Origin of the sequence: Nitratireductor sp. OM-1, from assembly GCF_003296175.1 — a bacterium.
Classification (GTDB): Bacteria; Pseudomonadota; Alphaproteobacteria; order Rhizobiales; family Rhizobiaceae; genus Nitratireductor; species Nitratireductor aquimarinus.
On sequence record NZ_CP029208.1, the window covers coordinates 929,301 to 952,077 of the forward strand.

Here is a 22,777-nt window from a genome sequence, read left to right on the forward strand (position 1 = left end):
GAACAGCAACTTGCGACGAAGTGGATGAAGAGAGGCGGATGGATCAGGGCATTTACGTCATAACGCTGGTGGGCACGGCCCTTGTGCTGTTTGCCGCGTTCTCGAGCCTGATCGCCTTTCGCTTCGGCGCACCGCTGCTTCTCATCTTTCTCGGCATTGGTCTGGCCGCCGGAACGGACGGGCTGGGCCTCGATTTCGACAATGCAGCCGTCGCCTATTTCATCGGCTCGCTGGCACTGGCGGTGATCCTGTTCGATTCGGGCTTCGGCACATCGGTGGCCGCCTTCCGACAGGCCGCCGCCCCTGCGCTCGTGCTGGCGACAATCGGCGTCTTGATGACCGCGGGGCTGGTCGGCGTCGCCGCCTATTACGTGACCGGGTTTGGCTGGCTGGAATCCCTCCTGCTCGGCGCGACCGTGGCCTCGACAGACGCAGCGGCGGTGTTCTTTCTGCTGCGGGTGGGCAACATCTCCGTGCGCGAGCGGGTGCGCTCCACGCTGGAAGTGGAGTCGGGATCGAACGACCCGATCGCCATCTTCCTCACGCTTTCGCTTGTCGGGCTGATCGCCAGCGGCGAGGCGATGCAGGCGGACACGCTGGCCGCCGATGTCGCCATCGGCTTTCTGCAGCAGATGGGCATCGGCCTGATGGCCGGGCTTGTTGGCGGCTGGAGCATCGTGCGGCTGGTGGTGAAGCTCAAGCTGGAACAGGGGCTGCTGCCGATTTTCGTGCTGGCGCTGTCGCTTCTGGTGTTTGCGCTGGCCGGCGCGATGGGCGGATCGGGCTTCCTCGCCGTGTATGTGGCGGGTCTGATCGCCGGCAATGCGAAACTGCGCTCGACCGCAATGCTGAAGCGCTTTCAGGACGGCGTGACCTGGCTGGCGCAGATCATCATGTTTCTCGTGCTCGGCCTGTTTGCCACGCCGTCGCAGTTCGCCGACATCATTTTGCCGGCGCTTTTCATCGGCCTGTTCCTGATCTTCGTCGCCCGGCCGCTGGCCGTGACACTGTGCCTTGCGCCGTTCCGGTTCTCGCCCGCCGAGAGCGCCTTCGTCTCGTGGGTGGGCCTGCGCGGGGCCGTGTCGATCCTGCTGGCGATCACGCCGCTGATCGATGAGCTGCCGAACGGACGGGCGCTGTTCAACATCGTCTTCATCATCGTGCTGGTGTCGCTGATCGTGCAGGGCTGGACGGTGGGACCGCTGGCGCGCCGGCTGGGACTGACGCTGCCGCCGCGCATGGGGCCGCTGAACAAGGTGGAGCTGGAACTGCCCGGCTCCGCCCGCCACGAGCTTCTGGCCTATCGCGTGGTGGCGGGAAGCCCGGTGGAGCGTGGCCAGCGCATTCCACGCTGGGCCAAGCCCTCGCTCGTGGTGCGCGACGGGCGCTCCATGACCTATCAGTATGCGGGGCGCCTTTCCGCCGGAGACCATGTCTACATCTTCGTGCCGGATCGCTATCCGCGCCTGCTCGACCGGCTGTTTGCAAGCCCGGTGGAAATGGACCCGGAGGATGCCGACTTCTTCGGCGCGTTCTCGGTCGATCCCGAACGCCCGGCCTCGGACATCGAGGCGGCTTATGCGCCGGGGCTGAGCGAGGACGAGCAGAAGAAGACCATTGCCGAACTGATGCGCGAGCGGCTTGGCGGGCGCGCTGAATATGGCGACCGCGCAACACTTGGCGAGATCGAGTTGATCGTGCGCGATGTGGACGAGGACGGGCGCGTCATCGCCGCCGGACTTTCGGTGGAGCCGCAGGCCCCCGAGGTGCGCGTGCCGCTTCTGCTCAGCCCGCGCGACCTGATGCGCCGGATTTTCCGCAGGAAGCCCCGCCCCGACGCCGGCTCATAATCACTGCGCCATCTTGCGCCCGGCGCGCGGCGCTGTATGGTCGCCAGCGAATTTACACCACCGTTCCACCAGCGGTTCCGGCGGCTGCGAGATAATGCACCGTTTCAGAACCCACACAGGAGACAGCGACGCGCCATGCCGGACTTCAAGACCCTTGACGACCTCAACGACATTGCAGGCAAGCGCGTGCTGGTGCGCGTCGATCTGAACGTTCCGGTGAAGGACGGCAAGGTTAGCGACACCACCCGCATCGAACGCGTGATGCCGACCATCACGGAACTGTCTGGCAAGGGCGCGAAGGTCATCCTGATGGCGCATTTCGGCCGCCCGAAGGGCAAGGCCGATCCGGCTGCCTCGCTGGAGCCCATCGCCTATGCCGTGGAGAGCGTGCTCGACCACCGCGTTCATTTCGCCAAGGACTGCATTGGCGCACCGGCGGCTGAGGCCATTGCCGAGATGGCCAATGGCGACATTCTGCTTCTGGAGAACACGCGCTTTCATGCCGGCGAAGAACAGAACGATGCCGAATTCGCCCGGGCGCTGGCGGAGAATGGCGACCTCTATGTGAACGACGCCTTTTCGGCTGCACACCGCGCCCATGCCTCGACCGAGGGCCTCGCCCACCTGCTGCCGGCCTATGCGGGCCGCACCATGCAGGCAGAGCTCGAAGCGCTTGAGAAGGGCCTTGGCCAGCCGGCGCGGCCGGTTCTGGCCATTGTCGGCGGTGCAAAGGTTTCCACCAAGATCGACCTCCTGATGAACCTGGTGAAGAAGGTGGACGCGCTGGTGATCGGCGGCGGCATGGCCAACACATTCCTCGCCGCGCGCGGCACGGAAGTGGGCAAATCGCTGTGCGAGCACGACCTGGCGAAAACGGCCAAGCAGATCATGATCGAGGCTGCGGAAGCCGGCTGCGCGCTGATCCTGCCGGTGGACGCCGTGGTGGCGCGCGAGTTCAAGGCCGGCGCGGAAAGCGAAGTGGTGGCCATCGACAACGTTCCGGCGGACGCCATGATCCTCGATGTGGGCCCGAAGAGCGTCGAGAAGGTCAATGAGTGGCTGGACCGCGCCGACACGGTGGTCTGGAACGGCCCGCTGGGCGCATTCGAGATCGAGCCGTTCGATGCGGCAACCGTTGCTGCTGCAAAGCACGCAGCACACCGCACCGGCGAAGGACTGCTCGTTTCGGTGGCCGGTGGCGGCGACACGGTGGCAGCGCTCAACCATGCCGGTGTGGCCGATGCATTCTCCTACGTCTCGACCGCTGGCGGCGCGTTTCTGGAGTGGATGGAAGGCAAGGCGCTGCCCGGCGTCGTTGCGCTTTCGAAATCCGCTTAGATCGATTGAATTCGCTTCGTTTCACAGGTCAGGAGCCACTTTTCACCCCTGCGTTAAGCAAAGTGTGAATAGTCTGTCATTTCAATCGATTAGGGATTGAGAGGGCGCATTCCGTTTGCCGGGCGCATCTGCTATGCGCCCGGGTATGAACAGACAGGAGACCTGAAATGAGCGAACGGCTTGAGGATATTGCAGCCGCCATGGTGACCCCGGGACAGGGGATTCTGGCGGCGGACGAAAGCTCCGGCACCATCAAGAAGCGCTTCGACACGATCGGCCTCGAGTCGACGGAAGAGAACCGTCGCGACTATCGCGAGATGATGTTCCGCGCCGACGATGCGATGAAGAACTGCATCTCCGGCGTCATCCTCTACGACGAGACGATCCGCCAGAAGGCAGCCGACGGCACGCCGCTGGTCGATCTCATCAAGGCCTCCGGCGCAGTGCCGGGCATCAAGGTCGATGGCGGCGCGAAGCCGCTGGCCGGCTTTGAAGGTGAAACCATCACCGAGGGCCTCGACGGCCTGCGCGACCGCCTCAACGAGTATTACGGCCTTGGCGCGCGCTTCGCCAAATGGCGCGGCGTGATCTCGATCTCCAACGACCTGCCGCGCTGGGGCGCGGTGAAGCAGAACGCACAGGCGCTCGCGCGCTATGCAGCGCTCTGCCAGGAAGCCGGCATCGTGCCGATCGTCGAGCCGGAAGTGCTGATGGACGGCAAGCCGGGCGATCACTCCATCGACCGCTGCTATGAAGTGACCGAGTGGGTTCTGAAGACCGTCTTCGACGAGCTCTACGACGCGCGCGTTTCGCTTGAGGGCATGGTGCTGAAGCCGAACATGGTCATCGACGGCAAGAACGCCCGCAAGGCGAGCCGCGAAGAAGTGGCCGAGAAGACCGTGCGCTGCCTGAAGTCGACCGTTCCGGCGGCCGTGCCGGGCATCGCCTTCCTCTCCGGCGGCCAGTCGGACGAAGAAGCGACGGCGCATCTCTCGCTCATGAATGCCGGCTTCGACATGCCGTGGGCGCTGACCTTCTCCTACGGTCGTGCGCTGCAGGCCGCCGGCCTGAAGGCATGGGGCGGCAAGAAGGAAAACGTTGCTGCCGCGCAGCAGGCCTTCGGCCACCGCGCGAAGATGAACAGCCTCGCCGCCACCGGCAAGTGGGAGCCTGGCCTCGAAGCCGCCTGATCAGGAGGCATCGAGAAAGCATTGGAACGGCCCGTCGGCGACTGTCGGCGGGCCGTTTTCTTTTGGGTGCATTGCTGGGTGCTTGGGGTGAATGTTGGGGCTGCCGCTTAGAGCAGTTCATCGTTTCATGGAAACGCTGCTCCGCTCTACTTGCCTGTTTCGCCGCATTTATGCGGACGTCAGGTGATTCCACCTGACTGCAAAATGCTCCAGAGCCGGCTCAGTGTTTCACGGGAATCACCTGCGCCCTACTCGCCGCCTCGTAAAAGAATGGTGAGCGAGACCGCGCCGAGCGCGATCAGGGCGAGCTTCCAGAAGTCGGCGCGGCGCTTCAGGCCCGGAAGGCCGAGCGGCCGGATGATGTGCACGATCATCATCGCCAGAATGAGCAGCAGCAGGATCTTGGTCATGACGGTCCGATTCGGGAAACCATCGCCCCTTGTGCCCGCTGCCGGCCCCACCTGTCAAAACCATCGCCTTCACCGCAAGTCTGATTTACCTTTCCGCCAACGATCCGCTATCGTCGGGCGAGATCAGGCTCAAACCGCAGGGAGGAGGCGGGGTGATGTCGCGCTATCACGAAGTTTACCGGAGCTGGCAGCAGGATCCGGAGCGTTTCTGGGCGGAGGCTGCCGCCGAAATCGACTGGTACAGCCCCTGGGACAGGGTTTTCGACGCGGAGGCCGGCGTTTACGGGCGCTGGTTCCCCGGCGCGACCTGCAACACGTGTTTCAATGCGGTGGACCGGCATGTCGAGGGCGGGCGAAAGGACCAGCCCGCCCTCGTTTATGACAGCCCGATCAGTGGCCGCAAGAAGAGCTTCACCTATGGCGAGCTGAAGGACGAGGTAACGGCGCTGGCCGCCGTGCTGAGGGATTTCGGCGTCGGCAAGGGCGACCGCGTGGTCATCTACATGCCCATGGTGCCGGAAGCGGTGTTCGCCATGCTGGCCTGCGCGCGCATCGGGGCTGTTCATTCGGTCGTGTTTGGCGGGTTCGCCGCCCGCGAGCTTGCCGCGCGCATCGATGATGCGGCTCCGCGCGCGATCATCTCGGCCTCGTGCGGGCTGGAGCCCGGCCGCATCGTGCCCTACAAGCCGCTGCTCGACGAAGCGATCCGCCTCTCCTCCGCCAAGCCCGAGAACTGCCTGATCCTGCAGCGCGAGGAACAGGGCTGCGACCTGGTGCAGGGACGCGACCATGATTATGCGCGGATGGTGCAGGCGGCGCGTGCTGCCGGTCTTGTCGTGCCGTGCGAGCCGGTGCTCGCGACCGATCCGCTCTACATTCTCTACACGTCTGGAACGACGGGACGCCCCAAGGGCGTTGTGCGCGACAATGGCGGGCACATGGTGCGGCTCAAATGGTCGATGTACAACGAGTTCGGCATCGAGCCGGGCGAGACGTTCTGGGCGGCGTCGGATGTGGGCTGGGTGGTGGGCCATTCCTACATCGTCTATGCGCCTCTGTTACACGGTTGCACGACGGTTCTGTTCGAGGGCAAGCCGGTGGGCACGCCCGATGCCGGCGTGTTCTGGCGGGTGATCGCCGAACACGGCGTGGCCGCACTCTTTACCGCGCCGACGGCGTTTCGCGCGATCCGCACGGCGGACCCGGATGCGGAGATGATGGCCGGGCACGACCTCTCCCGCTTCCGCACGCTCTTTCTGGCCGGTGAACGGGCTGACCCCGACACGGTGAAATGGGCGGAGAAGACGCTGGGCGTTCCCGTGATCGACCACTGGTGGCAGACGGAGACGGGTGCGCCAATCAGTCAGGACCCCGTCGGGCTTGGCATGCTTCCGGTGAAATACGGTTCACCGGGCGTACCGATGCCGGGCTATGACGTTCAGGTTCTGGACGATGCGGGACACCCCGTGCCGGCGGGCACGCTCGGCAATGTGGTGGTGAAGCTGCCGCTGCCGCCCGGCGCACTGCCGACGCTTTGGAACGACGACAGGCGGTTTCGCGAGGCCTATCTCAGCGAGTTTCCGGGCTACTACAAGACGGCGGACGCCGGCATGCTGGATGAGGATGGGTATCTCTTCATCATGGCGCGCACGGACGACATCATCAATGTGGCGGGACACCGGCTTTCGACCGGCGGCATGGAGGAAGTGGTGGCCGAGCACCCCGCCGTTGCCGAATGCGCGGTGATCGGCATTGCCGACCAGCTCAAGGGTCAGGTGCCCTGCGGCTTCGTGGTGCTGCACGGCAGGGCCGGGGCGGACATGAGCACGGTGGAACGCGAGCTGGTGGCGATGGTGCGCGAGCGGATCGGGCCGGTTGCCGCGTTCAAGAAGGTGGTGCCGGTGAAACGGCTGCCCAAGACACGCTCGGGCAAGATCCTGCGCGCCACCATGCAGAAGATCGCCGACCATCAGGAATGGGCGATGCCGGCCACTATCGACGATCCGGCGATCCTCGATGAAATCAGCGAGGCGCTGGACAAGTCCGGGAAGTGACGGGCGCTGCCCTTGACCTTGCCGTGCCCCCGGCGCAGGGTCCGGCCGATTTTTGGCATAAGGATTCATCATGGCACTGGACGGCAAGACAGCAATCGTAACGGGCGGCGCGAGCGGCATTGGCTATGCAATCGCCGAGCGGTTTCTGCGCCACGGCGTCAAGGTCGTGATCGCCGATGTGGATGGCGAAAAGGGCGCGCAGGCGCTTTCCGATCTGGAGAAACTGGGCGATGCGCGCTTCGTGAAGGCGGATGTGAGCAAGCGGCTGGACGTGCACAACATGCTGGCGGAAACCATCGACGCCTTCGGCGACGTCGACATTCTCGTCAACAATGCCGGCATCGTGCATGCGTCGGACTTTCTCGACCTGAGCGAAGAGGATTTCAGCCGCGTTCTCGACATCAATCTGAAGGGTTCCTTCCTCGCGGGGCAGGCCGTGGCCCGCTTCATGGTCGAGAAAGTGCAGAATGGCGGTGCGCCGGGCACGATCATCAATATGTCGTCGATCAACGCCGTTCTCGCGATCCCCGAGCAGATCGCCTATTCGGTTTCCAAGGGTGGCGTGAACCAGCTCACCCGCGTGATGGCGCTGGCGCTCGCGCCCTATGGCATTCGCGTCAACGCGATCGGGCCGGGCTCGATCATGACCGAGATGCTGGCCAAGGTGAACAGCGACCAGGCGGCGCGCAACCGCATGCTCTCGCGCACGCCGCTCGGCCGCGCCGGCGAGCCAGGCGAGATCGCCTCGGTGGCAACCTTCCTGGCCGATGACGATGCAAGCTATGTGACGGGACAGACGATCTACGCCGATGGCGGACGCCTGCCGCTGAACTACACGGTGGAAGTGAAGCCGGATATCTCCTGACAAAACGGCGTCAGCACCGGTCGGCGATGATGCCCTGCCCTTTTTTCTGCGCAGCGTAACGGCCCTCCTGACAGTGTGTTGTCAGGAGGGCTGTGTCATTCTGCAGGCATTGAAAATGGAGGGTTACCCAAGTGTCTGCCACTTTGCCGTTGCATGCTGTCGTCTGGGCGGAAATTCCGGTCACCGACATGGACCGGGCGCGCGCTTTTTATGGCGCTGTCGTTGAAAATGAACTGGCGCTGCAGGAAGACGGGCCGAACCCGTTTGCCGTGTTCGCCTCGAAAGACCCGCAGGAATCCATCTCGGGGCACATATACCCCGGCAAGCCGGCTCCCGAAGGCACCGGGCCGACCATTCATCTCGCAGTCGCAGCGCCGCTTGAAGACGCCATGAAGCGCGTGACGGACAATGGCGGCAAAGTGGTGTCGCCCATCGTCACTATTCCTGCCGGTCGTTTCGTGTATTGTCTCGATCCCGACGGAAACAGCTTCGGAATTTTTGCGTGAGGAGAACAACGCATGCGCCGTGCTGACCGACTTTTTCAGATCGTCCAGCATTTGCGGGGCGGGCGCCTGGTTACGGCGCGTTTGTTGAGCGAGCGTCTCGAAGTCTCGGAACGCACGATCTATCGCGATATCGCCGACCTGCAATCGACCGGGGTTCCCATCGATGGCGAGGCGGGCGTGGGCTATCTGATGCGGGAGGGGTTCGAGCTCCCCCCGCTCATGTTCACCCGCGACGAGATCGTGGCCCTGGTGGCCGGGGCGCGCATGGTGCGCGCCTTCGGCGGCGCAGCGATGGCGCGGGCCGCCGAAGAAGCGCTCATCAAGATCGGAACCGTGCTGCCGGAACCGGAGCGCGACCGGATTGCAAAAACCGAAATTCACACCCCGCGCTGGGTGGTGAGCGACATGGACCGCCAGACCATCGATGCGCTGGAGCGCGCGGTGGAAACGCGCGACGTGCTTGCCCTCGACTACCGCGACGAGGCAGGCCGGACATCGGAGCGCGATGTGCGGCCTCTGGGCCTGTGGTTCTGGGGAAAGGTCTGGACGCTGGTGGCCTGGTGCGAGCTGCGCGGAGATTTCCGCACCTTTCGCATCGACCGCATTGCGGCGATCAAGCCGGCAGGGCGCGGGTTCCGGCCAGAGCGCGGCAAGCAGCTTGCCGACTTCTACCGCCGTATGGAAATTCATGAAGCCATGATCGGCAGGGCACAGGCCTGCTGAACCGGAAGCTCTCCTGCAACAGGACTTTCTGCCGCCATCACCCAATACGAAAACAGCCTGATACGAGATCAGGCTGCTCTAATTTCTCCCCCCGAACTGCCGGGGGAGATTATCAGGTATCGCGAATCAGGACTGATCGTCCTCATCATCGTCATTGTTTTCGGTGGAACGCATCGACGAGAGCTTTGCGAAGACGGCTTCTGCGTCGAGTTCCTTCTCTTCCGAGGAGGACGAATCCTGCTCGCCGAGCGGCAGATGCTCGGTCTCGGATGCCGGCAGAAGCGTTTCGCCGGTGCTCTCCTGCGGCGGCAGGTAACGGGCAGCGCGCTGCACTTCCAGATCGAGATCGATCTGCGAGCACAGGCCCAGCGTCACCGGGTCCATCGGCACGAGATTGGGCGAGTTCCAGTGTGTGCGCTCGCGAATGGCCTCAATGGTCGACTTGGTGGTGCCGACGAGACGCGAAATCTGCGCGTCCTTGAGCTCCGGATGATTGCGCACCAGCCAGAGAATGGCGTTGGGCCGGTCCTGACGCTTGGAGAGCGGCGTGTAACGCGGCCCCTTGCGCTTGGTCTCCGGCACCCGCACCTTCGGCTCGGAAAGCCGCAGCCTGTGGTTCGAATTGCGCTCGCCCATGGCGATTTCTTCGCGGGTGAGCTGGCCGGTCATGACCGGGTCCATGCCCTTGATGCCCTGAGCGGCGTCGCCATCGGCAATGGCACCAACCTCAAGCGGATGCAGCTTGCAGAACTCTGCAATCTGATCGAACGTCAGCGCCGTGTTGTCGACCAGCCACACGGCGGTGGCCTTGGGCATGAGAAGCGTGTTGGCCATAGTTCAAGAATCCTCTTCCTTCGCCCGCGTCCCTACCGCGGGCGGTGGTTATAACCACCGATGTTGGGAAATTTCGTCCGCTTTATAAACTGAAACACCCCCCTTACGCAACAAATTGCGCAGCACCCCGGAACGGGGGCGTCACCGAACCGTCATTGATCCGTCATCGGCGTGAAACCAAGCCCTCCGATTGTGCCGCTCCTACGGGACTTGAGGGAGTTTTGAACATGCAACGCAACGCGATCATTCTTGCTCTGCTGGCCAGCACGGCTGTCATCTTACCGGCTCAGGCAGAGATGAATTTCAACCGCATCGCCACTTTTGCAGTGGCCGAGAACCTGCCGGCCGATACCGACAAGGCGACGGAGACCTCTTCCGAAATCATCGCCCGCAGCGCGGACGGCAAGACGCTGATCTATTCCGACAGCCCGCTGGGCGGCGTCGGCTTCGTCGACATCAGCGATGCAGCCGCGCCGAAAGCCGGCGGCGCTGTGATGCTGGACGGCGAACCCACCTCCGTGGGCGTGGTCGGCCAGAAGGCGATTGCCGCAGTGAACACCTCGAAGAGCTTTACCGAGCCTTCCGGCAATCTGGTGGTGATCGACATGGCGGCGAAAACCGCCGAAGCCTCCTGCGCGCTGGGCGGGCAGTCGGATTCGGTCGCGATCAGCGCCGATGGACGCTTTCTGGCCGTCGCCATCGAGAATGAGCGCGATGAAGACCTGAATGACGGCGTGATTCCGCAGATGCCTGCCGGCGACCTCAAAGTGTTCACGCTCACCGACAGCATGCCCGACTGCGACAGCATGAAAACCGTCTCGCTCGCCGGTCTCGCCGAGATCGCGCCGAGCGACCCGGAGCCGGAATTCGTGGATTTCAACGACGCGGGCGAAATTGTCGTCACGCTTCAGGAAAACAACCACATCGCGGTGGTTTCGGCTGAAAGCGGCGCGGTGGTGAACCATTTTGCCGCCGGCAGTATCGACCTCGAACAGATCGACACGCTGGACAATGGCGCAATCGACTTCGATCAGGCGGCAGCCAATGTGAAACGCGAGCCGGACGCCGTGAAGTGGCTCGACAATGACCGCTTCGTGACCGCCAATGAGGGCGATTATGAAGGCGGATCGCGCAGCTTCACCATCTTCAACAAGACGGGCGAGGTTCTGTTCGACAGCGGCAATGATCTGGAATTCCGCGCCGCAGCCGCCGGCCACTACCCGGACAAGCGCTCCGACGCCAAGGGCACCGAGCCCGAGGGCCTCGAAGTCGCGACCTTCGGCGATCAGCGGTACATCTTCGTTGCGCTGGAGCGTGCTTCGCTCATCGCGGTCTACCGCGACACGGGCGGCGCACCGGAATTCGTGCAGGTGCTGCCGTCGGGCATCGGACCGGAGGGTCTGGTCGCCATTCCCGAGCGCAACCTCCTGGTGACGGCCAATGAGGCGGACCTGATCGAAGACGGCGGCGCACGCTCGCATGTGATGGTCTACGAACTTTCCGAGGGCAAGGCCGCCTACCCGACCATCGAATCCGCCATGGACGAGAACGGCGCACCGTTTGGCTGGGGCGCTCTTTCGGGCCTCGTGGCTGATCCGGAAAAGCCCGGCACGCTCTACGCCGTTTCGGATTCGTTCTACGGCAACCAGCCCGCGATCTTCACCATCGACGCGACGCAGACGCCGGCCCGGATCACGAAAAAGACGGTCGTGACCCGCAATGGCGCGGCTGCCCAGAAGCTCGACCTCGAAGGCATCGCCAATGATGGCAAGGGTGGCTTCTGGCTCGCTTCGGAAGGCCGCACCGACCGCCTGACGCCGCACGCGCTGTTCCGCGTCGATGCAAAGGGCGAGATCAAGCAGGAGATCGCACTTCCCGCCGAACTGCTCGCCGTGGAGCAGCGCTTCGGCATGGAAGGCGTGACCGTGGTCGGCGAAGGCGACGACCAGATGCTGGTGATGGCGATCCAGCGCGAATGGAAAGACGACCCGAAGGGCCAGGTGAAGCTGGTGAGCTACAAGCCTGCCTCCAAGGAATGGGCTGCCGTTCGCTATCCGCTGGATGCGGCGGAAAAGGGCTGGGTCGGCCTTTCCGAAATCACCGCGCATGACGGCAAGCTCTACATCGTGGAGCGCGACAACCAGATCGGCTCGTCGGCGAAGATCAAGAAACTCTACAGCGTGTCGCTGGACGGTTTCGCACCGGCTGCGCTGGATGCGGACCTGCCGCTGGTGGAAAAGACGCTGGAGCGTGACCTGCTGCCGGAGATGAAAGCCGCGACGAATGGTTATGTGGTCGACAAGATCGAGGGCTTCGCCATCGACGCGGACGGCACCGCCTATTTCGTGACCGACAATGACGGGGTGGACGATTCGTCCGGCGAGACCATCTTCGTCAATATGGGCAAGCTCAGCGCGACCCACTGACCTGGATCGTTGTTGCGCAATTCCGGACGGGTAACCGGCTTCAGTTTTTCCCGGAATTGCTCTCGCAAACAAAGCCTCCCAGGGCTGAAGGCCCCGGCATCATCGCCGGGGCCTTCCTGTTTTTGGGAAAGGCGTTTTCGCCGGTGATCAGGACACTTCCAGCACGATCTTGCCGATATGCGATCCCTCTTCCATGCGCTCATGCGCACGCCAGGCCTCGGCCAGCGGGAAGGTCATGTCCATGACCGGGGCGATGCGGCGAGCGGCCAGAAGCGGCCAGACATGCGCTTCCAGCTCTGTTGCGATGATGCCCTTGAAGGCGACAGAACGGGGCCGAAGCGTGGAACCGGTGTGGCTGAGGCGCTTGCGCATGATCTGCGAGAAATCGACCTCTGCCCGCGCCCCCTTGAGGAAGGCGATCTGCACGATGCGTCCATCCATGGCCGCGGCGGTGTAATTGCGCTCGATATAGTCACCACCGATCATGTCGAGGATGACATCCGCGCCATGACCGCCTGTCTCTTCCTTCACGGCCTCGACGAAGTCCTCGTCACGGTAATTGACCGTGCGCACCGCGCCCAGCGACGCGCAGGCGGCGCATTTTTCCGCCGAGCCCGCCGTGGCGATGACCTTCGAGCCAAGGGCTGTCGCCACCTGAATGGCGGTGGTGCCGATGCCGGAGGAGCCGCCATGCACGAGCAGGGTCTCGCCCTCTTTCAGGCCGCCGCGCTGGAACACATTGTGCCAGACAGTGAAGAAGGTTTCGGGGATGGCCGCAGCCTCGGTGAAGCTGAAACCATGGGGCACCGGCAGCGCGTTGGTTTCATGCGTCAGGCAGTATTCGGCATAGCCGCCACCGGGTGTCAGCGCCGTGACACGGTCGCCCACCTGCCAGCGTTTCACCCCCTCGCCCAGCGCGACAACCTCACCGGCGGCCTCGAGGCCCGGCAGATCGGAAGCGCCGGGCGGCGCGGGATAGAGCCCCTTGCGCTGAAACACGTCGGGCCGGTTGATGCCGGCGGCGCGCACCCTGATGAGAATTTCCCCCTCGCCCGGCTTCGGCACATCGCGTTGTTCCGGTTTCAGCACTTTCGGCTCGCCCGGCTCGCTGATCGCCACTGCCGTCATCTTCTCTGGAAGCGCCATATGATTCGTCATGCCCCTGTTGATTTGAAGAACGTCCGACAACACAATCGGCGAGTGATGCACGCGGATCAAGGGCGCGCCTGCCAGCATAGCGCATCACCTTGCGGATGGAGGCGATGGGAGAACGCGCAATGGGCATTTTCGACGAGGACGACAAGAAACAGGCGGCCGGCCACCGGATCGGTGAGGACCTGTCGCTGCTCTCCGTAGAGGAACTCAACAAACGGATTGCGCAACTGAAGGAGGAGATCGTGCGGCTCGAACGGGACATTGAAAGCAAGGGTGCAACCAAGAACGCCGCAGAGGCATTGTTCCGACGGGATTAGCCTGGCGCGAAAGGGTCTTCGGATACCGCAATCGTCGCCCTGAACGACGGTTTTGCGATGGCGGCGACGCCATTATTCGCGCATAGTGTCAAACGCGTGTCTCGAAGACGCCGCCAGTCTCTTCCCCGGCCTTGCTGACGCCATGATTCGATGGCGAAGGCGCGGTTGAACGATAACCGGCCAATTCGAACGCTACCCCCTTCGGAACCCGTACATGCTGTCACCTCTCGGCTCTATCATTGCGCTTCTTCTGGGCACCGCATTCCTGCTCACGGGATCGGGCCTTCATGGACTTCTGCTGCCCCTTCGCGGGCAGATGGAAGGCTTCCCGACGGCCTCTCTGGGCGCCTTGGGCGCTGCCTGGGCGGCGGGCTTTGTCGCCGGCTGCTTCATCGCGCCGCGCATCGTGCGCCGCGCCGGCCATGTGCGGGCCTTTGGCGCGTTTGCGGCCTCGGGCGCGATCATTGCGCTTTTGACCGGCATGTGGGTGGACCCGACCGGCTGGGTCATCCTGCGCATCTTCACCGGCTTCACCATGGCCGGCGCATTCATGGTGATCGAAAGCTGGCTGAACGAGAAATCCACCAATGAAAACCGGGGCACCGTTTTCGGCGTCTACATGATGCTGACCTATGCGTCGCTGACCGCCGGACAGATGACGGTGGCGTTCGGCGATGTGTCGAACACGCTCCTGTTCATGACGACCGGCATCCTGTTCTGCATGGCGCTCATTCCCACCTCCGTTTCCAAGGCGGTGAGCCCGCAGCCGCTGGCGCAGGTCACGCTCGACCTCAAGGGGCTTTTCATGAACTCGCCGGTGGCATTTGTCGGCTGCCTTCTTGTGGGCACGGCCAATGGCGCGTGGGGCACGATGGGCGCGGTCTATGGCGGCGAGATTGGTATCTCAACGCTTCAGATCGCCACGATGATGAGCATCGCCGTTCTGGCCGGGGCCGCACTGCAGCTGCCGGCCGGCCGGCTGTCGGACCGGATCGACCGCCGCTTCGTGATCGCGGGACTGTCGTTCGGTGCGAGCCTTGTGGGGTTCACGATTTTCCTCACCGCACCACGCGACGGCGCCTATGTGATCGCGATGACGGCGGTCTATGGCGCTTTTGCCTACACGCTTTATTCGATCATCGTCGCCCATGCGAACGACCACGCTTCGCCGGAAGACTTCGTGAAAGTGGCAAGCGGACTTCTGTTTCTTTATGGTGGCGGAACCATGCTCGGCCCGCTGGTTGGCGGCGTGCTGATGGAAAGCCTGCGCCCGGAAAGCCTGTTCCTGATCACCGCGCTTTCCCATTTCAGCCTTGCTGGCTATGCGCTGCTGCGCATCACGCGGCGTGCCCCGGTGCCGGTGGACGAGCGCGAAGCGTTCAACGCCCTGCCTTCCGAACGCGCCGTGACGCCGCAGGCTGCGGTGCTCGACCCGCGCAGCGACACGGAGGATGTCGAGGACAGCGAGGCGGAGGCCGCTGTCAAATAGGCGTCATGAAACCCGGTATAGGGTGAGCGCATCGGCATTCATGTTGCGAATGCCGGATTGCGGTTTCCAGAATGACGAAGCCCCCGCACCCGGATGACCCGAGACGGAGGCTGAAGGCCCGCAATTGGGCCGCATTATCAAGATCACGAATCAGGCGCGAAACGCGCCTGACCGGCATTCGCTTTTCGGATTGTTCCGGTTTGGGATTGGTCCGGTGCTCCATCAATGGATCAGACCGCCCCTTGCGCATCCGGGTGGACGCGCGGCGATCTAGAGCCTTCCCAGTTTTCGTTGGATCGCAAGAACGCTCTCATTCATTGTTTTTGCGCAATTCCGGACGGAAAACCGGTTCCCACTTTTCCTGGGTTTGCTCTAATGACGGGTCGCACCTGCCATGATCTTTTCCATCTCGTCCTTGATGGCCAGCTTGCGCCGTTTGAGTTGAGCAATGTCGAGCTCATCGACTGAAGGATGGAGCTTGGCGCTGTCGAGCTCCCGCTCCAGTTCGCCGTGTTTACGCTTCAACTCTGCAAGATGGGATTCAAGAGACATGATTGGGTTCTCCTTTGTTTCCTCGAGAACTCACCGGCCCCTCACCCGCCCGCGGGAACCGGCGATCCAGACATTGTGCCACCTGAAATGTGGCTTGTCGAACACAGTCTGGTAGCATTTCCTGTAATGCTGAAATGTGCTATAAGCGCGGCCGCTGACGGGCCTGCCTCGACAGCTTTGATCGGCTGCAGATCCGCCCGCCGGATTCAGGCCAGAATCTTGCATATGTGGATCAGCTGACTGTGGTGACATCAGAACAGGAACAGGCGGAAATTCGTCTCGAATTCGCCCGCCTCAAACAGGATCACGCGGATTTCGACGCCGCGATCAACGCAATGATCGCTACGGGCTGCGACCCGCTTCGCATTCAGCGCATGAAAAAGAAAAAGCTGGCGCTCAAGGACCGGCTTCAGGAACTGGAAGACAACATCATCCCTGACATCATTGCGTGACTTGCCTGAATTGCCTGATTTCCTGTCGAATTCGACATCAGGCGGGCGCACGAGGTTGCGGGGAGAGACAGTTTTGACTACAGGCTGTTTTTTGATTGCGAGGGGGCTTGATGGCTGAGCGGACCGCCCGAGTGGCGATAATCATGGGAAGCCAATCCGACTGGGCGACAATGCGCCACGCCGCAGACACGCTGGATGCGCTGGGTGTGGAATATGAAGCGCGGATCGTTTCCGCCCACCGCACGCCTGAACGTCTCTACGACTTTGCCAGGAATGCCCGCGACGAGGGCTTTCAGACCATCATCGCCGGCGCCGGCGGCGCGGCCCATCTGCCGGGCATGACGGCCGCCATGACGCCGCTGCCCGTTTTCGGCGTGCCGGTGGAATCCAAGGCGCTTTCGGGGCAGGATTCGCTTCTCTCCATCGTACAGATGCCCGCCGGCGTGCCGGTTGGAACGCTGGCCATCGGACGCGCCGGCGCGATCAACGCCGCGCTTCTTTCGGCCTCGGTTCTCGCGCTCTCCGACGAAGACCTTGCCGACCGTCTCGATGACTGGCGCGCAGCACAGACGGCACAGGTGGCCGAATATCCGGTAGATTGATCATGAAGGCTCCACTTCCCCAGGGCGCAACCATCGGGATTCTCGGTGGCGGGCAGCTTGGCCGCATGCTTGCCATGGCGGCAGCGAAGCTCGGCTACCGCACCATCATTCTCGACCCCGCCGAAAACAGCCCTGCGGCACAGGTGGCCAACGCCTTCATTCCTGCGCCCTATGACGACGCCAGCGCCCTGCGCAGGCTCTGCGCGCAATGCGACGTCATCACCTATGAATTCGAGAACGTGCCGGTGGCGACTGCCGCCTCGCTGAGCGAGGAGCTGTCGGTCTTCCCGCCGCCCGAAGCGCTCGAAACGGCGCAGGACCGCCTCGCGGAGAAGATTTTCCTGAACGCGGCAGGCATCTCGACGGCTCCGTTCGTTTCCGTGGACAGCGATGAGGACCTGGCGCGGGGGCTTGAGGGCTTTTCCGGCAGCGGCGTGCTCAAAACACGGCGTCTGGGCTATGACGGCAAGGGACAGCGCGTGTTTCGCGACGCCACGGCCGCAGATTGCGAAGGCGTGTTTGCCGAGATGGGCGGCGTTCCGCTGATCCTCGAAGCGCTGATCCCCTTCCAGCAGGAAATCTCGGTGATCGCGGCGCGTTCGGTGGACGGGCATATCGCCACCTATGAGCCGGCCCACAACGAACATCGCGACGGCATTCTGCACCGCTCTACTGTCCCGGCCGAAATCGCCCCTCAGACGCGGGCGGCCGCCACGCAGGCAGCCACGGACATTCTCACCTCCCTGCAATATGTGGGGGTTCTGGGCGTCGAGTTCTTCGTGCTCGACAATGGCAAGGTGCTGGTCAACGAGATCGCGCCGCGCGTGCATAATTCGGGACACTGGACCGAGGCGGCCTGCACGGTTTCGCAGTTTGAACAGCACATTCGCGCCGTAGCGGGCCTGCCGCTGGGCGACCCGAGGCACCACTCGGACTGCGTGATGGAGAACCTGATCGGTGACGAGGTTCTGCGCGCAACGGAACTGCTCGCAGAACCCGATTTGATGCTCCACCTCTATGGCAAGACGGACATAAGGCCCGGCCGCAAGATGGGGCACTTCACGCGCCTTACAGGCAGCTGAGATCGCCTTCCTGACAGTCCACCAGATCTTCCAGCTGATCTGAACGGTCTTCGGTCAGGTCTTCAAGACACTGGGCGCGGATCATCGGCTCGATGGACCCGCCGCGCACGCCGAGCGTGACCAGATCGCATTCAGCATCGCGAAACGCGATCCAAGCCCGCTGCGCATCGCGCAGAAGCGTGCGCGCTTCCTCATTGTTCTCGTAACGCTTCATGGCGTCGCCATAGCGCGCATTGAGCTTCTTGTCGGCGGCTTGATAGGACTTGCCTGCGCACTGGGTCATGTCGGCCTGCGTCTGCGCATCGTCGCAGTCGAGTTCATCTGCATGAAGGGGAGCGGACGAGGCAAAGAGCAAAATTGCGAATGCTGCAAACGGATACCGGAAATTGCGATATGACATATGAATCTCCATAAAGCTGTGGTCATCAAAAAATCGGGCTGCCTGCAACGTGGAATCGCCGGATTCACCCTCGACAACCCGCCGAAAGGTTGACACAGGCAAGCTTCGTCGTCTATGAGCCCATCGACTTGTGGCGCGCCGGGACAGCGCGCCTTCTCATTTCGGGCCCAACGGCCAACCACGGACAAGAACGATGAAGATCAAAAATTCGCTCAAAGCGCTGAAGACCCGTCACCGCGAAAACCGCATGGTCCGTCGCAAGGGACGCATTTACATCATCAACAAGTCCAACCCGCGCTTCAAGGCACGGCAGGGCTGATCCGCCTGTTCGGGCGGTCTTCACGCGAAATTCAGTTTTCCTTTGGCTGTGCCGCGCCTATGATTGCGGCATGGTCCGATTCACTGTAGCCATTGCCGCCATTTTCATGATGGGTCTGCCGCCTCTTCAGGCGGCCGATGGCAATGAGCCTGTGACCGGCGTTGAAGCGCCGGCGACAGACAGGCAGACGCGACTCAACGCGCTTTTCTCCGACCTCAAAAAAGAAACGAACGAACGGGCCGCACGCCGGATTGCCCTGCGCATTGGCGAAGCCTGGAACGATTCGGGCAGCGATACCGCCAACCTGCTGATGCAGTGGGCGAATGACGCCGTCAAAGCGCAGGATTTCTCCGTTGCGCTGGATTTTCTCGATCAGGTGACCGTGCTCTTTCCCGATTATGCGGAGGGCTGGAACCGGCGCGCGACGGTGCATTACATGATGAACGACTATGCCCGCTCCATGACGGACATATCGCAGGCGCTGGAGCTTGAGCCCCGCCATTTCGGCGCGCTGGCCGGCATGGCGCGCATTCTGCAGGCCACGGGACACGAGCAGCAGGCGCTGACGGCCTATGAGCAGGTTCTGGACGTCTACCCCATGCTGAGAAGCGCACAGAACGCCGTGGCGGAGATTTCCGACGAGCTGGACGGCCAGGGCATCTGACGCGCTCTGTGGCGCCCCCTCGCCCCGTATAACAGCCCCTACGTTTTTCTACCGGCGCATAAAAAAGCCCGACGGGGAAACCCGCCGGGCCATATTCTTAGTGCCAAGGAGCTGAGCGGGTCAGAGCGTTTTCGCTTTTCGTTGAAACGCGAAAACGCCCTAACTCAATATTTCTACGCAATTCCGGACGGAAAACCGGTTCCCACTTTTCCTGGAATTGCTTTAGATCCCGCCCAGACCGTCCGAGCCGATATAGGCAATACGCAGCATGTTGGTGGCGCCGGGGGTTCCCAGCGGCACACCGGCCGTGACAATCACGCGGTTGCCGGGCTTTGCAAAACCTTCCTCATACGCGATGCGGCAGGCGCGGTTGACCATGTCGTCCAGATCCGCCGCATCCTCGGTGACCACGCAATGCGTGCCCCAGACGAGCGACAGACGGCGCGCCGTCTGCACAACCGGGGAAAGCGCGATGATCGGCACCTGCGGGCGCTCGCGCGCAGCGCGCAGGCCCGTGGTGCCCGACGAGGTGTAGGAGATGATCGCCGAGAGATTGAGCGTTTCGGCGATCTGGCGTGCGGCCATGGAAATGGCGTCTGCGCCCGTGGGCTCCGGCTCGCTGCGCTGACCGTTGATGATGGTCGGATAGGTCGGGTCCTGCTCCACCTTGGTCGCGATGGAGCTCATGGTCGAAACGGCTTCGACCGGATAGTCACCGGCGGCCGATTCTGCCGAAAGCATGACCGCATCCGCGCCCTCGAACACCGCCGTGGCGACGTCGGAGACTTCCGCGCGGGTGGGCACGGGAGCGGAGATCATCGATTCGAGCATCTGGGTGGCGACAACCACCGGCTTGCCGGCACGGCGACAGGCGCGGGTGATCTGCTTCTGGATGCCGGGAACGGCCTCCAGCGGCATTTCCACGCCCAGATCGCCACGCGCCACCATGAGCGCGTCGGACAGCTCGATGATCTCGGCCAGACGCTTGACGGCCTGCGGCTTCTCGATCTTGGCAAGCAGGGAGGCCCGGCCGCGCGCGACCTTGCGCACCTCGGCCAGATCCTCCGGACGCTGGATGAAGGAGAGCGCGATCCAGTCGACATCGGCGGAGAGCACCGCGTCGAGATCCTTGCGGTCCTTGTCGGTCAGTGCGCCCATGGGCAGATCGGTGTCGGGCAGGCTGACGCCCTTGCGATCGGAAATCTTGTTGCCGGCGACCACTTCACAGGTGATCGACTTGCCGTCGTTTTTCAGCGCCTTGAGCTGAAGACGGCCATCGTCGATCAGCAGGCGATGGCCCGGCTCCACCGATTTCAGGATTTCGGGGTGCGGAAGGTGCGCCCGCTTTTCGTCACCCGGCTCGGGATTGTCATCGAGCGTGAATTTCTGCCCGACGGAAAGCTCGACGCTCTTGTTGGCGAATGTGCCAACGCGCAGCTTGGGGCCCTGCAGATCGGCCAGAATGCCGATCGGATGACCGACCTTCTTCTCCACTGCGCGAATGCGCCCGACAAGGGTGCGCATCAGCTCGTGGCTGGCATGGCTCATATTGATGCGGAAGACATCCGCACCGGCTTCAAACAAACGCTGGATCGTCTCCTCTTCGGAAGAGGACGGACCGAGCGTTGCGAGAATCTTGACCTTGCGCTCGCGTCTCATCGGGAAGCACCGGTGTTCGTCAGCGTGTTGTTTTCGGCTGGGCCGTCAGTCAAATCCACCATCCAGTTTTCCTGCTCACGCGTGTCGTACTCCTGGAAACCGGCACGCTGGAAGCCCCGCGCAAAACAATCATTGGTGCCGGCTATCTTGAACTCGGTCAGTGCAACGCACATCTGGACCGATCCCTCCCAGCGGCCACCGCTCGCGGCGTCCTCTGCGTAGAGATAGTAATAGCGCGACTCCAGGGGCCCCTCGATCAGGGTTTTGCAGCTCGATTTCTCGATCCGCCACCAACCCTCGCTCACCCAGCCCGAGCCGGTGCGATAGCCAATGGCCACGCCAACGAGGTTTTGTGTGGAGTTGCAAACACGGAAGTCCGCAAATGCCGGTGTGGGCGCAAGGAATGCGCCTCCCAGTCCGGCAGCGGCGACCAGCAGAAAAGCCCCCCGGCGTTTCGCGCGCGACGCCCGTCGAAGCATTTTTGGTAACCTTGAATTCGACTTGAGCATATTTTCCTTTTCGGCAATGTCCGTGCGCCTGTCAACGCGGCAATGTCTGCCGCGCGTGTTTTCCGTCACAGCCATTGCAGAACGCAGCACATCATGAAAGGAGAAGTCTAGACTGCGATAAGCGCACATTTATGACCTCTCCGCATGTCTTCGGGAACGAATCCATGACTGCCAGCACTTATACATCTCCTTTCGAGATCATTCGTGGCGATTCGGCCCCGGGAGAGAGCATGGGGCTCGTTCTGGTTGCGGATCATGCCAAACGGGACTTGCCCGAGCGTTACGACGCGCTCGGCCTGCCGGAGACGGAATTCGAACGCCACATCGCCTATGACATCGGCGTTGAGGCGGTAACCCGCGCGCTGGCCCGGATCACCGGTGCGCCCGCCGTTCTGTGTGGCTTTTCCAGACTGCTGATCGACCCGAACCGGGGCATCAACGACCCGACACTGATTCGCCAACTCTATGACGGCACGATCATTCCCGGCAATTATCCGCTGAGCCCGGAAGAACGGCGCGACAGGCTCGAACGCTATTACCTGCCCTATCACGATGCGGTGGCAAAGACCGTGGAACAGGCGGCGGACGCGTTTCAGGCGGCCCCGCTGATCATTTCCATGCATTCGTTCACGCCCTTCATGAAGGGGCGTCGGCGACCGTGGGAGGTGGGGCTTCTGTGGGACCGCGACGACCGCGCCACGATCCCGCTGATGGAGGCGCTGAAAGCCGGCGGCGACCTGACCGTGGGCGACAATGAGCCCTATGACGGCGCATATCCCGGCGACACGATGCACCGTCACGCCACGGAGCGGGGCTTTGCCCATGCGCTGATCGAGATCCGGCAGGACCTGATCGGCGATGAGGCAGGCGCAAACGCCTGGGCGGAACGGCTCGCCCCATTGCTTCTAGAGATCAACGCACGGCCCGAGATGCACGAGGTGAAGCATTTCGGATCGCGCTCGGACCATTCGTGAAGGAGAACGCCATGACCACGCTGAGCGAGGAGAAAAAGCGCGACCTGGAGGCAGCCGCATTCCGTCGCCTGCTCGACCATCTGCGCACCCGCACCGACGTGCAGAACATCGACATGATGAACCTGGCCGGTTTCTGCCGCAATTGCCTGTCCAACTGGTATCGGGACGCCGCCGAGGCGGAGGGCATTGTGCTCTCGAAGGAAGAATCGCGCGAGATCGTCTACGGCATGCCCTATGAGGAGTGGCGTTCGAAATATCAGACCGAGGCGACCGCAGAGCAAAAGGCCGCCTTTGAAGAGAACCGCCCGAAGGACCACTGAGCGGCGCAACACCATGGCAGGAGCGGCGCGGGCCGCAACGCAAATGCCTTGACCACCGGGCGTAGCTGGGGCATCGAACCTGCCACG

At 62.9% G+C, this 22,777-nt stretch carries 24 protein-coding genes; 17 read left to right on the forward strand and 7 right to left on the reverse strand.

The genetic code is table 11. The annotated features are described in order from the left end of the window. Positions 1-38 precede the first annotated feature (38 nt). From DEJ54_RS04350 to DEJ54_RS04360, 3 genes are all read left to right on the forward strand, one after another. Positions 39-1,850, forward strand: coding sequence for a potassium/proton antiporter (locus DEJ54_RS04350; RefSeq protein ID WP_113153491.1), 1,812 nt, complete (start codon positions 39-41; stop codon positions 1,848-1,850). 135 nt (positions 1,851-1,985) lie between these two features. Further along, positions 1,986-3,188 (forward strand): phosphoglycerate kinase, encoded by a 1,203-nt coding sequence (gene pgk / locus DEJ54_RS04355; protein WP_113153492.1) that lies wholly within the window; start codon positions 1,986-1,988, stop codon positions 3,186-3,188. Between the two features lie 167 nt (positions 3,189-3,355). Then, positions 3,356-4,378 carry a class I fructose-bisphosphate aldolase gene (locus DEJ54_RS04360; protein WP_113153493.1) on the forward strand — a complete coding sequence of 341 codons (1,023 nt, stop codon included), beginning with the start codon at positions 3,356-3,358 and terminating at the stop codon, positions 4,376-4,378. A 248-nt stretch (positions 4,379-4,626) separates the two neighbouring features. Here the strand turns inward: DEJ54_RS04360 and DEJ54_RS23325 are convergent, their stop codons facing one another. Further along, positions 4,627-4,788: a hypothetical protein gene (locus DEJ54_RS23325; protein ID WP_204360853.1), complete on the reverse strand. Its 162-nt coding sequence runs from the start codon at positions 4,786-4,788 to the stop codon at positions 4,627-4,629. 152 nt (positions 4,789-4,940) lie between these two features. Here DEJ54_RS23325 and DEJ54_RS04370 point away from each other — a divergent pair, with 152 nt between their 5' ends. The 4 genes from DEJ54_RS04370 to DEJ54_RS04385 all read left to right on the forward strand — a co-directional run bounded on the left by DEJ54_RS04370 (position 4,941) and on the right by DEJ54_RS04385 (position 8,936). Beyond that, on the forward strand, positions 4,941-6,842 hold the full coding sequence (locus DEJ54_RS04370) for a propionyl-CoA synthetase (protein ID WP_113156073.1): 1,902 nt from the start codon (positions 4,941-4,943) through the stop codon (positions 6,840-6,842). Positions 6,843-6,912: 70 nt separating this feature from the next. After that, positions 6,913-7,707, forward strand: a complete 795-nt coding sequence (locus tag DEJ54_RS04375) for an SDR family NAD(P)-dependent oxidoreductase (RefSeq protein ID WP_113153494.1) — start codon at positions 6,913-6,915, stop codon at positions 7,705-7,707. Between the two features lie 131 nt (positions 7,708-7,838). Next, positions 7,839-8,213, forward strand: coding sequence for a VOC family protein (locus tag DEJ54_RS04380; protein ID WP_113153495.1), 375 nt, complete (start codon positions 7,839-7,841; stop codon positions 8,211-8,213). A gap of 12 nt (positions 8,214-8,225) precedes the next feature. After that, a complete protein-coding gene (locus tag DEJ54_RS04385; RefSeq protein ID WP_113153496.1) occupies positions 8,226-8,936 on the forward strand; it encodes a YafY family protein in 711 nt (236 codons plus the stop codon). A gap of 126 nt (positions 8,937-9,062) precedes the next feature. Here DEJ54_RS04385 and DEJ54_RS04390 read toward each other — a convergent pair whose 3' ends face one another. Continuing rightward, positions 9,063-9,770: a DUF1013 domain-containing protein gene (locus DEJ54_RS04390; RefSeq protein ID WP_113153497.1), complete on the reverse strand. Its 708-nt coding sequence runs from the start codon at positions 9,768-9,770 to the stop codon at positions 9,063-9,065. A 227-nt stretch (positions 9,771-9,997) separates the two neighbouring features. Here DEJ54_RS04390 and DEJ54_RS04395 point away from each other — a divergent pair, with 227 nt between their 5' ends. Further along, on the forward strand, positions 9,998-12,196 hold the full coding sequence (locus tag DEJ54_RS04395; protein ID WP_113156074.1) for an esterase-like activity of phytase family protein: 2,199 nt from the start codon (positions 9,998-10,000) through the stop codon (positions 12,194-12,196). A 147-nt stretch (positions 12,197-12,343) separates the two neighbouring features. Here the strand turns inward: DEJ54_RS04395 and DEJ54_RS04400 are convergent, their stop codons facing one another. Then, a complete protein-coding gene (locus DEJ54_RS04400) occupies positions 12,344-13,324 on the reverse strand; it encodes an NAD(P)H-quinone oxidoreductase (RefSeq protein ID WP_113156075.1) in 981 nt (326 codons plus the stop codon). Between the two features lie 149 nt (positions 13,325-13,473). Here DEJ54_RS04400 and DEJ54_RS04405 point away from each other — a divergent pair, with 149 nt between their 5' ends. Beyond that, on the forward strand, positions 13,474-13,668 hold the full coding sequence (locus DEJ54_RS04405) for a DUF1192 domain-containing protein (protein ID WP_113153498.1): 195 nt from the start codon (positions 13,474-13,476) through the stop codon (positions 13,666-13,668). 214 nt (positions 13,669-13,882) lie between these two features. Then, on the forward strand, positions 13,883-15,157 hold the full coding sequence (locus DEJ54_RS04410) for an MFS transporter (protein WP_113153499.1): 1,275 nt from the start codon (positions 13,883-13,885) through the stop codon (positions 15,155-15,157). Between the two features lie 372 nt (positions 15,158-15,529). Here the strand turns inward: DEJ54_RS04410 and DEJ54_RS04415 are convergent, their stop codons facing one another. Next, positions 15,530-15,709, reverse strand: coding sequence for a YdcH family protein (locus DEJ54_RS04415; protein WP_113153500.1), 180 nt, complete (start codon positions 15,707-15,709; stop codon positions 15,530-15,532). A 227-nt stretch (positions 15,710-15,936) separates the two neighbouring features. On the opposite strand from DEJ54_RS04415, the gene DEJ54_RS04420 reads away from it, so the two are divergent. The 3 genes from DEJ54_RS04420 to DEJ54_RS04430 all read left to right on the forward strand — a co-directional run bounded on the left by DEJ54_RS04420 (position 15,937) and on the right by DEJ54_RS04430 (position 17,845). Then, the gene (locus DEJ54_RS04420) at positions 15,937-16,161 is read left to right on the forward strand and encodes a YdcH family protein (RefSeq protein WP_222474041.1); all 225 of its coding nucleotides are present in this window, start codon (positions 15,937-15,939) and stop codon (positions 16,159-16,161) included. A 110-nt stretch (positions 16,162-16,271) separates the two neighbouring features. Beyond that, positions 16,272-16,763, forward strand: a complete 492-nt coding sequence (gene purE, locus DEJ54_RS04425; RefSeq protein WP_113153501.1) for a 5-(carboxyamino)imidazole ribonucleotide mutase — start codon at positions 16,272-16,274, stop codon at positions 16,761-16,763. A gap of 2 nt (positions 16,764-16,765) precedes the next feature. Further along, positions 16,766-17,845, forward strand: coding sequence for a 5-(carboxyamino)imidazole ribonucleotide synthase (locus DEJ54_RS04430; protein ID WP_113153502.1), 1,080 nt, complete (start codon positions 16,766-16,768; stop codon positions 17,843-17,845). Here the strand turns inward: DEJ54_RS04430 and DEJ54_RS04435 are convergent. Continuing rightward, positions 17,832-18,245: a lysozyme inhibitor LprI family protein gene (locus DEJ54_RS04435; RefSeq protein WP_113156076.1), complete on the reverse strand. Its 414-nt coding sequence runs from the start codon at positions 18,243-18,245 to the stop codon at positions 17,832-17,834. The two genes, DEJ54_RS04430 and DEJ54_RS04435, sit on opposite strands and share 14 nt — an antisense overlap. A 193-nt stretch (positions 18,246-18,438) precedes the next feature. On the opposite strand from DEJ54_RS04435, the gene ykgO reads away from it, so the two are divergent. Both ykgO and DEJ54_RS04445 read left to right on the forward strand, forming a co-directional pair. Then, positions 18,439-18,564, forward strand: coding sequence for a type B 50S ribosomal protein L36 (gene ykgO, locus DEJ54_RS04440; protein WP_007008283.1), 126 nt, complete (start codon positions 18,439-18,441; stop codon positions 18,562-18,564). 70 nt (positions 18,565-18,634) lie between these two features. Then, positions 18,635-19,228, forward strand: a complete 594-nt coding sequence (locus tag DEJ54_RS04445; protein ID WP_113153503.1) for a tetratricopeptide repeat protein — start codon at positions 18,635-18,637, stop codon at positions 19,226-19,228. Positions 19,229-19,450: 222 nt separating this feature from the next. On the opposite strand, the gene pyk is transcribed toward DEJ54_RS04445, so the two are convergent. Beyond that, positions 19,451-20,887, reverse strand: a complete 1,437-nt coding sequence (gene pyk, locus DEJ54_RS04450) for a pyruvate kinase (RefSeq protein ID WP_113153504.1) — start codon at positions 20,885-20,887, stop codon at positions 19,451-19,453. Further along, positions 20,884-21,396 (reverse strand): DUF1036 domain-containing protein, encoded by a 513-nt coding sequence (locus DEJ54_RS04455; protein WP_113156077.1) that lies wholly within the window; start codon positions 21,394-21,396, stop codon positions 20,884-20,886. The genes pyk and DEJ54_RS04455 overlap by 4 nt, the downstream gene beginning before the upstream one ends. 164 nt (positions 21,397-21,560) lie before the next feature. On the opposite strand from DEJ54_RS04455, the gene DEJ54_RS04460 reads away from it, so the two are divergent. Both DEJ54_RS04460 and DEJ54_RS04465 read left to right on the forward strand, forming a co-directional pair. Then, entirely contained in the window at positions 21,561-22,370 is an 810-nt protein-coding gene (locus DEJ54_RS04460) for an N-formylglutamate amidohydrolase (RefSeq protein ID WP_113156078.1), read from the forward strand. 11 nt (positions 22,371-22,381) lie between these two features. Continuing rightward, complete coding sequence (locus DEJ54_RS04465) at positions 22,382-22,690, forward strand: DUF1244 domain-containing protein (protein ID WP_162742213.1); 309 nt, start codon at positions 22,382-22,384, stop codon at positions 22,688-22,690. The last annotated feature ends 87 nt before the right edge of the window (positions 22,691-22,777 follow it).

Bases quoted from the DNA above. Each gene is read 5' to 3' on its own strand.
- DEJ54_RS04350 (WP_113153491.1), top strand. From the start codon at position 39: ATGGATCAGGGCATTTACGTCATAACGCTGGTGGGCACGGCCCTTGTG.
- pgk (WP_113153492.1), top strand. From the start codon at position 1,986: ATGCCGGACTTCAAGACCCTTGACGACCTCAACGACATTGCAGGCAAG.
- DEJ54_RS04360 (WP_113153493.1), top strand. From the start codon at position 3,356: ATGAGCGAACGGCTTGAGGATATTGCAGCCGCCATGGTGACCCCGGGA.
- DEJ54_RS23325 (WP_204360853.1), bottom strand. From the start codon at position 4,788: ATGACCAAGATCCTGCTGCTGCTCATTCTGGCGATGATGATCGTGCAC.
- DEJ54_RS04375 (WP_113153494.1), top strand. From the start codon at position 6,913: ATGGCACTGGACGGCAAGACAGCAATCGTAACGGGCGGCGCGAGCGGC.
- DEJ54_RS04385 (WP_113153496.1), top strand. From the start codon at position 8,226: ATGCGCCGTGCTGACCGACTTTTTCAGATCGTCCAGCATTTGCGGGGC.
- DEJ54_RS04390 (WP_113153497.1), bottom strand. From the start codon at position 9,770: ATGGCCAACACGCTTCTCATGCCCAAGGCCACCGCCGTGTGGCTGGTC.
- DEJ54_RS04395 (WP_113156074.1), top strand. From the start codon at position 9,998: ATGCAACGCAACGCGATCATTCTTGCTCTGCTGGCCAGCACGGCTGTC.
- DEJ54_RS04400 (WP_113156075.1), bottom strand. From the start codon at position 13,324: ATGACGGCAGTGGCGATCAGCGAGCCGGGCGAGCCGAAAGTGCTGAAA.
- DEJ54_RS04405 (WP_113153498.1), top strand. From the start codon at position 13,474: ATGGGCATTTTCGACGAGGACGACAAGAAACAGGCGGCCGGCCACCGG.
- DEJ54_RS04410 (WP_113153499.1), top strand. From the start codon at position 13,883: ATGCTGTCACCTCTCGGCTCTATCATTGCGCTTCTTCTGGGCACCGCA.
- DEJ54_RS04415 (WP_113153500.1), bottom strand. From the start codon at position 15,709: ATGTCTCTTGAATCCCATCTTGCAGAGTTGAAGCGTAAACACGGCGAA.
- purE (WP_113153501.1), top strand. From the start codon at position 16,272: ATGGCTGAGCGGACCGCCCGAGTGGCGATAATCATGGGAAGCCAATCC.
- DEJ54_RS04430 (WP_113153502.1), top strand. From the start codon at position 16,766: ATGAAGGCTCCACTTCCCCAGGGCGCAACCATCGGGATTCTCGGTGGC.
- DEJ54_RS04435 (WP_113156076.1), bottom strand. From the start codon at position 18,245: ATGTCATATCGCAATTTCCGGTATCCGTTTGCAGCATTCGCAATTTTG.
- ykgO (WP_007008283.1), top strand. From the start codon at position 18,439: ATGAAGATCAAAAATTCGCTCAAAGCGCTGAAGACCCGTCACCGCGAA.
- DEJ54_RS04445 (WP_113153503.1), top strand. From the start codon at position 18,635: ATGGTCCGATTCACTGTAGCCATTGCCGCCATTTTCATGATGGGTCTG.
- pyk (WP_113153504.1), bottom strand. From the start codon at position 20,887: ATGAGACGCGAGCGCAAGGTCAAGATTCTCGCAACGCTCGGTCCGTCC.
- DEJ54_RS04455 (WP_113156077.1), bottom strand. From the start codon at position 21,396: ATGCTCAAGTCGAATTCAAGGTTACCAAAAATGCTTCGACGGGCGTCG.
- DEJ54_RS04460 (WP_113156078.1), top strand. From the start codon at position 21,561: ATGACTGCCAGCACTTATACATCTCCTTTCGAGATCATTCGTGGCGAT.
- DEJ54_RS04465 (WP_162742213.1), top strand. From the start codon at position 22,382: ATGACCACGCTGAGCGAGGAGAAAAAGCGCGACCTGGAGGCAGCCGCA.